Annotated in this window: 5 protein-coding genes; 2 read left to right on the top strand and 3 right to left on the bottom strand. The window is 61.9% G+C overall.

Going from position 1 to position 7021, the window contains the following annotated elements; all coding sequences use genetic code 11:
- Positions 1 to 71: 71 nt before the first annotated feature.
- Positions 72 to 1301 carry a class I SAM-dependent methyltransferase gene (locus NW870_RS08870; protein WP_414374919.1) on the bottom strand — a complete coding sequence of 410 codons (1230 nt, stop codon included), beginning with the start codon at positions 1299 to 1301 and terminating at the stop codon, positions 72 to 74.
- Between the two features lie 71 nt (positions 1302 to 1372).
- Here NW870_RS08870 and glcD point away from each other — a divergent pair, with 71 nt between their 5' ends.
- Entirely contained in the window at positions 1373 to 2884 is a 1512-nt protein-coding gene (gene glcD / locus NW870_RS08865; RefSeq protein ID WP_414374918.1) for a glycolate oxidase subunit GlcD, read from the top strand.
- A gap of 259 nt (positions 2885 to 3143) precedes the next feature.
- Positions 3144 to 4031: a hypothetical protein gene (locus tag NW870_RS08860; RefSeq protein WP_414374917.1), complete on the top strand. Its 888-nt coding sequence runs from the start codon at positions 3144 to 3146 to the stop codon at positions 4029 to 4031.
- Between the two features lie 13 nt (positions 4032 to 4044).
- Here NW870_RS08860 and NW870_RS08855 read toward each other — a convergent pair whose 3' ends face one another.
- Complete coding sequence (locus NW870_RS08855; RefSeq protein ID WP_414374916.1) at positions 4045 to 5271, bottom strand: DUF3326 domain-containing protein; 1227 nt, start codon at positions 5269 to 5271, stop codon at positions 4045 to 4047.
- An 86-nt stretch (positions 5272 to 5357) separates the two neighbouring features.
- Positions 5358 to 6917 (bottom strand): protoporphyrinogen oxidase, encoded by a 1560-nt coding sequence (hemG, locus tag NW870_RS08850; protein WP_414355575.1) that lies wholly within the window; start codon positions 6915 to 6917, stop codon positions 5358 to 5360.
- Between the last annotated feature and the right edge of the window lie 104 nt (positions 6918 to 7021).

Genomic DNA, 7021 nt, shown 5'->3' with positions numbered 1-7021 from the left:
CTGCTCAGAGATAGGCAGGATGCGATCGCTTCTTTCCTGAACCATGTTCAGGAGAGTTCAGCGTGAATGTATCAGACTGAGTTTTGAGGCTCCAGCAGCAGCACTTGCCAGCGCAGCAAGCGTTGCAGTTGCTCGAAGCTCAGGGGGCACTCTAGGCCAGCCTGGATCTCTTGGACGGTGCGGATCCCGTCCACCTGTTGGAGAAAGGCGAAGGCTTCTTCGCTCAGGGAGATGGCTTCGTAAGCATAGTTGAAAATGCTCCGCCCCGGCCACAGGCCCAGACAGGGGCTGAGGTGGGCAATGGCTGATGCTACACTTTCCGGGCTTGTCCATTCCCAGCAGCGGATGGGGGGCTTGCCGAGAAACAGCTCGTAGTGGGCTACCACCGGATCCAGCAGCTCGATCAGGCGATAGCGTTCCGGTTCCGGCAGCTGAGCCGCCTGAGCCAGCAGGGCCTCGTCCTGGCCCAACACCCGCTCCAGCCGCCAAAACTCTGGGTTGGAAAAGCGCAGAAACTGCAGTCCAGAAGCCCGGATTAATTCAAACAGAGTCTCGATGGTGTAATTCACTTCCTGGGGGTGCAGGTACATATCGGCGAAGCATTCGTCGTCCACGTTCTCGATGGCCCAGCGGGCCCGTTCTTGCTGCTGGATGCGGTTGGTTTCCGGCAAGATCTCGAAAAGGCGGCGGCCCACCTGGAGACCCCTCTGCAATTGCTCCGCCGAGGCAAGGGTCTGGTGTTCAGAACCCGTTACCAGCAGGCGGATGGCCTTTTGCATGAGGCGGATTTCGTGGCGGCCCAGCTCACCATACACAAACAGGTGCAAGAGCCCGCCGGGAGCCAATTTGCCGGCCAAAGCCTGCAGCCCCGCTAGCGGATCGGGCAGGTGGTGGAGCACGCCCACGCAGTTGATGAAGTCAAACTGCCCCGGCAGTTGGTCGATGTCGTAGACGTTGAGCTGGCGAAACTGCACCGGCGGTGCCTGGGAAGCCCGACAACGGGCCTCGGCAATCTCCAGGGCGCGGCTGCTCAGATCAAAGGCCCAAATTTCTGCGTTGGGGTTTTGGTGGGCAATGTATTCTGTTCCCACTCCCGAGCCACAGCCCGCATCCAGAATGCGCACCTTGCGCCGACCCGGATGGGATCCCGTACAAAAGGCATGGGCCTGGGGCCAACTCCAGCGCCAATTCCACCCTGGCGGGGGAACAGTGCCGACGGGCTGCGGGGGGAAAGGGTAGAGCTCGTAGAGCTGCCGCACTTGGTTGAGGATTTGTTCGGCGCTGGGGGAGTTGGGCTGCATGGACTATCTGTTGGAGCCAGCAAGACTATAGTGACAATATCCCTCCTAAAGCTCCTGCTGGGCCCACTGTCATGAAAGTGCTCCGCACCGCTAGCGCGAACGCTTCTGCTCATCCTCTACAGACCGGCCTCACCTTCGACTGGATCAGGCTGACGGCTGAGCTCAAAAAGATTCTGGATCCCAAGCGGGTGATCAGCAAGCCAGAGGAGCTGCTGGTTTACGAATGCGATGGGCTGGTCAGCTACCGGCAAAGGCCGGCGCTGGTGGTGCTGCCCCGCACAACAGAAGAGGTAGCGCAGGTGGTGAAGCTGTGCAGCCGCTACCAGGTGCCCTTCGTGGCGCGGGGATCCGGTACGGGCCTCTCAGGGGGAGCCCTGCCGGTGGAAAATAGCGTCGTCATTGCCACCACCCTGATGAAGCAAATCCTGGAAATCGATCTGGACAACCGCTGCATGGTGGTGCAGCCGGGGGTCATCAACACCTGGATTACCCAGGCCGTTGCCGCCCAAGGCTACTTTTATGCGCCGGATCCCTCTAGCCAGTCGGTTTGCTCCATCGGCGGCAATGTGGCGGAGAACTCCGGCGGTGTTCACTGCCTCAAATACGGGGTGACGGCCAACCACATTCTCGGCCTGACGGTGGTGCTGCCGGATGGGGAGGTGGTGCGCTGGGGGGGTAAGCTCCCGGAGATGCCCGGCTACGATTGGGTGGGCCTGTTTGTGGGATCCGAGGGCACCCTGGGCATTGCCACCGAGATTACCCTGCGCTTGGTCAAGGCCCCGGCTCAGGTTCAGGTTTTGCTGGCGGATTTTGACAGCGTAGAAGCGGCGGGAGCCACCGTCTCCGACATCATCGCTGCCGGGATCATCCCCGCCGGCCTGGAGATCATGGATAACTTCAGCATCAATGCCGTGGAAGATGTGGTTCAGTTGGGCTACTACCCGCGGGATGCGGCGGCCATTTTGTTGGTGGAGGTGGATGGGCTAGAGCTGGAGGTGGAGGAAGCCGGCCAACAGGTGAGGGCGCTGTGCTTCAAAAATGGGGCGCGACAGGTGCAAGTCGCATCCGACCCAGAAGAGCGGGCGCGGGTGTGGAAAGGGCGTAAGGCAGCGTTTGCGGCCATGGGCAAGCTCAGCCCCAACTACTATGTCCAGGATGGGGTGATCCCCCGCAGCCGACTAGCCTTTGTCTTGAAGGAAATCGAGCGCCTCAGCCGCGAGTACGGCTATCCGGTGGCCAATGTGTTTCACGCCGGCGATGGCAATCTGCATCCCCTGATCCTCTACGACGAGTCAGTGCCGGGATCCCTGGAACAGGTGGAGAAACTGGGGGGCAAAATCCTCAAGCTCTGCGTGCGCCTGGGGGGCAGCATCTCCGGCGAACATGGCATCGGGGCAGACAAACGCTGCTACATGCCGGAAATGTTTACGCCTGCGGATTTGGAGAGCATGCAATGGGTGCGGCAGGTGCTTGATCCCCAGCACATCGCCAACCCCGGCAAGATCTTCCCTACCCCCCGCACCTGCGGTGAGTCAGCTCACGCCCACAGCCGACCGGAATGGCAAGAGATCCCAGTCTTTTGATTTTGAACGTGATATGCAGTCGTTTCAGGCTAGAGTGAGACGCCTGGGCTACTGCTCGCGCCAGCGGGACGGAGTCCTATCGCGCCAGCGGGACGGAGCAAGACAGAACTTTTCTACTCCTGCTGCTCGCAGCCTCGTCGCGACAGCGTTAGCGTTGCCCTACCGTAGGCACAGCAACAACTCCGGCAGAGGCAGGACAGAGTAGGATGCTACCTTGGCAAAGATTCTTTGGAGAGCAAGGATGAGGCAGCAGAGAGGAATGGCTCAGCACAAGAGGTGGGCGGTGGGCCTGCTGGCAATCTGGGTTTGGCTGAGCTGGGGGGTGGGGGCCTGGTCTGCTCCCCTTTGTCGGGATCCCCTCTTGCTGCGGCAGATCTTGGCAGCTCTGGGCCGCCCGGAGGTGAAGGTAGAGGAGGTGGCCCTTTTTGATTCGGATCAGTGCCTTGTCCAACTGGTGCTGGATCGTCAGGGGTTGAGCGGATCCCTGCCGCCCGAAATAGGCCAATTTCGCCGGTTGCGAGCCTTGTCCCTCAGCCACAACCAACTTTCCGGCCCCATTCCGCCCGAGCTGGGGCAACTCGGCCAGTTGGAAAACCTGTTTCTCGATTACAACGAATTCTCCGGCTCCATTCCAGCCGAGCTGGGGCAGTTGCGAAACCTGCGCGGCCTGTTTTTGGATCACAACCAGCTCTCTGGGCCTATTCCCCCCCAACTGGGGCAACTGCACCATCTGGAAAACCTCATCCTGCAAAACAACCGCCTCAGCAGCACCCTTCCCGGCCAACTGGGCCAGATGAGCTCTCTCAAGGGCCTGTTTTTGGATCGCAATCAGCTCTCTGGGCCTATCCCCCCTCAACTGGGGCAACTGCACCATCTGGAAAACCTCTACTTGTCGGACAATCGCCTCAGCGGATCCCTGCCCCCCGAACTGGCCCAACTGAGTCAGTTGCGGGATCTGCGCTTGGCACGTAACCAGTTCACGGGAGAATTGCCGACCTTTTTGGCAGAACTGCCCCGACTGGAGCGGCTGCAGATCGAGGGAAACCCCGGCCTCTGCTTGCCGGCTGCCCTATCCGAGTGGTTTGCCGGCCTAAACCCAGCGGATCCCCTGCCGGCTCCCATCTGCTCATGGACTCCGTCCCGCTAACGCGACCGGTAGCCTACTGGGACTCCGTCCCGCTATCGCGAAAGGACTCTGTCCCACTATTGTGCTCTGCACCGCTGTCACGAACGCAACAGCGTCGCGTAGCAATAACGGCGCAAGTGTGGGATCCCAGCTTGTCCCGGGTGGGGGAGGAGAGCCGTAGCGACGACCAGGCCACTCCTGCTCGGTGGGCCACCACCACTCCAACCGCCTCCAGATAGGAGGTTACCGACACATGAGGGATCCCCAACTGGCGGGGGTGCACCTGCATCACGGTGGTGTTTTCCTCGACGGCAATGAAAAGCGGAGGACGGGCAAGGACTCCGTCCGTTCGCGTCAGCGGCGGAGCATTGTGGTGGGGTTGCGACAGCATTGCAGAGCCATAACGGCTGGCCAGGTGCAGCAAGCCAGGCCCCCCAAAGGCAGTGGCCGGGGCGATGACGCTGTCCACCTGCTCTGCTGTCAGGTCACCCGGTTGGACGGGATCCCCGCTCTTGACAAATTGGGGAGCATAGCTGAGGCCCACCAAAACCGAAGGCAGGAAGGTAAACCCCACCTCTTCTGCGGCAGCGCGGGGGTGAACCGGCTTGGGGAAAGTCTCAGGGTAGAAAGCGGGGGCGTGGGCACAAGGGATCCGCAACTCCCGCACCACCAGGTGGCTGATCAGGGCTTCGACGCCGGCCAAGGGATCCACCCCCATTCCTTGCTCGTATTGGCTGAAGTCCAAGTCATCCGGAAAGCGGGCCACCACAGCAATGGCTTCTGCCCCCAGGCGAACCAGCTCCTGGGCAGTCTCCAAGAGAGCATCGGGCCGGGCTAGGGATCCCTGGCTGGCCCCGGAGGGGGAGAAGCTGACGGAAACGCCCAAGGGTTGGCGGGTCAAGCGCCAGGGGCCGATGTTGAGCCCCAAGGTGGCCTGAGCGGCTTGCATCACCTGCAGGTGGCGTTGTTGCAGATCAGGGGGGATCCCGGCATCCAGCACTACCCCAACACAGTTTTGGCGCACTGGCCGCAAATTCCACACTCCCGCACAGAACTGATCCAGGCCGTACCCTTCCACATACAACACATTCCCCATCGGCCAAAACAAACTGGCTCCGTTTAACACGTTGGGATGGGTGATGACCCGCTCTGCGGCTGCTGCCAGAGTGCGGGCAATGGGCAAGGCATCCCCGGCAAAGCCGCCAATGCGGGCACCAATGCCGGTGGGGATGAGCAGGAGGCTGGTGTAGGGGTGGCTCATAGTGCTCCGCACCACTGTCGTGAAAGTGCTCCGCACCACCATCGTGTTCGCGAAAGCGTCGCGTAGCGATAAAGTGCCCTGCACCGCTAACGCCGGACAGACAGGATCTGCTGGGCTAGGGCCTCGGCCCGCCGCACACAATCTCCCAAGGCCACGCCATCCAGGTAGTTGGCGCACACCCACACCCCTGGGGTTTGGTCGGCCAGGCTGGCCTGCAATTGGGCAATCCGCTGCCGATGGCCAAGCGTGTATTGCGGGATAGCTTGGGGCCACAGGCGCTCTCCCAGGCGGATGGGCTCGACAGGGCGGGTGAGCAGGATCTGGCTGAGTTCTGCATGTACGATTTGGGCCCGCTCGTCGGGGGAGAGAGCTGTGATGGGCGGGATCCCTTTCTGACAGGCAAAAGCCGCGTCGGTGGCCCCCCCAATGAAGCTGACCAGGCAGTGATAGCCCTGAGGAGCCCGCTCTGGAAAGAGGGAGGAGGCCCAGATGGTGCCCAGGGTGCGCAGGCCCTGAGAGCGAGGGATCAGATGGCCAAACCCTCGCAGCGGCTGGGGAAGGGCTTCTTCTGGATAGGCCAAAGCCACCACCGCCACAGGGGGGTAGGGAATTTCGGCCAGCAGCCGACTGGCTTGGGGGTTGAGATCCTGCAGGAGGGTGGCAGCGGCGTAGGCAGGGAGGGTGAGCACCACCTGTTGAGCCACCACCCAGTGGATTTCTTCTGGGGCGTTGTGCTCCGCGCCGCTGTGGTGTATGGCAAAGCCCACCCGGTAGCCGGTTTCATCCCGCTTGAGATGCACAGCCCGCCAGCCCAGCCGCAGCGCACTGCCCAGTTTCTGGGCAATCGCCTCAGGTAGCTGCTGCAACCCCTGCCGCAGGTTACCCAGTTGGCCCCGCCTAGGAGGAGGCTGGATGGGGGAGTTGGCGCTGTCCTGGTGACGGGTTCGCGGGAGCGTCGCGTAGCGATAACGGCTGCGCAAAGCCTGCACAGCACCGGCAAATAGGCTGCCGTAGCGTTCTTCCAAGCCGGCAATGCGGGGGAAGGCTGCCAAGGCGCTGAGCTGATCCGGATCCCCGGCATACACCCCTGAGGTAAAAGGTTCGACCAGCCGTTCCACCACCTCGGATCCCAGTTGCCGCTGGAAGAATTGCCGCACCGTTTCCTCTTTGCCCGGCGGTGGCGCGACAAACCCCAACAACCCACGTAAGGCCCGCAACTTGCCGCCCACGCTCAACAGCCGCGAGCCAATTGCCGCAGAAGGGCTCAGGGGCACCGGCAGCAGCTCTTTTTCCCAGTAGATGTAGCGGGGCAACTGGGCATCGGCCAGCACCAGTTGAGAGGACTCCGTCCCGCTGTCTCGACCGGCCAAGCCCACCTCGGCGATCAGGTTGAGCAAAGGGAGGGTGGGAGTGAAGCTGTTGGGGCCCTCTTCCCAGCGATAGCCGCCTCCGGATTGGGTGGAGATACAGCCCCCCACGCGGGAGCTGGCCTCGGCCAGGAGCACCGGCTGGGTGGAGTCATCCCTGGAGGATAGGCCCTGTTGCAGTCGCAAGGCTAACGTTAGGCCGCTGATGCCCGCCCCGACCACCACCACCTCGGCCTGCGAGGGCTGCGTCCCGCTAAAGTGCTCAACAGAAGAGTTCATCTTTTGGGTTCCAACGGGGTTTTCAATCCTCAAGAGTCAAACAATTATGCTCTGAGCCGCTCCCCGTCCCACCAGCGCGTTCGCGTCAGCGGTGCGGAGCATTT

It is taken from the genome of Synechococcus sp. R50.1, from assembly GCF_047462115.1.
Classification (GTDB): domain Bacteria; phylum Cyanobacteriota; class Cyanobacteriia; order Thermostichales; family Thermostichaceae; genus Thermostichus.
This window is presented reverse-complemented; position numbering and strand designations above follow the sequence as displayed.

Coding starts and splice junctions, on each gene's coding strand:
- glcD (WP_414374918.1), top strand. CDS start 1,373: ATGAAAGTGCTCCGCACCGCTAGCGCGAACGCTTCTGCTCATCCTCTA.
- NW870_RS08870 (WP_414374919.1), bottom strand. CDS start 1,301: ATGCAGCCCAACTCCCCCAGCGCCGAACAAATCCTCAACCAAGTGCGG.
- NW870_RS08855 (WP_414374916.1), bottom strand. CDS start 5,271: ATGAGCCACCCCTACACCAGCCTCCTGCTCATCCCCACCGGCATTGGT.
- NW870_RS08860 (WP_414374917.1), top strand. CDS start 3,144: ATGGCTCAGCACAAGAGGTGGGCGGTGGGCCTGCTGGCAATCTGGGTT.
- hemG (WP_414355575.1), bottom strand. CDS start 6,917: ATGAACTCTTCTGTTGAGCACTTTAGCGGGACGCAGCCCTCGCAGGCC.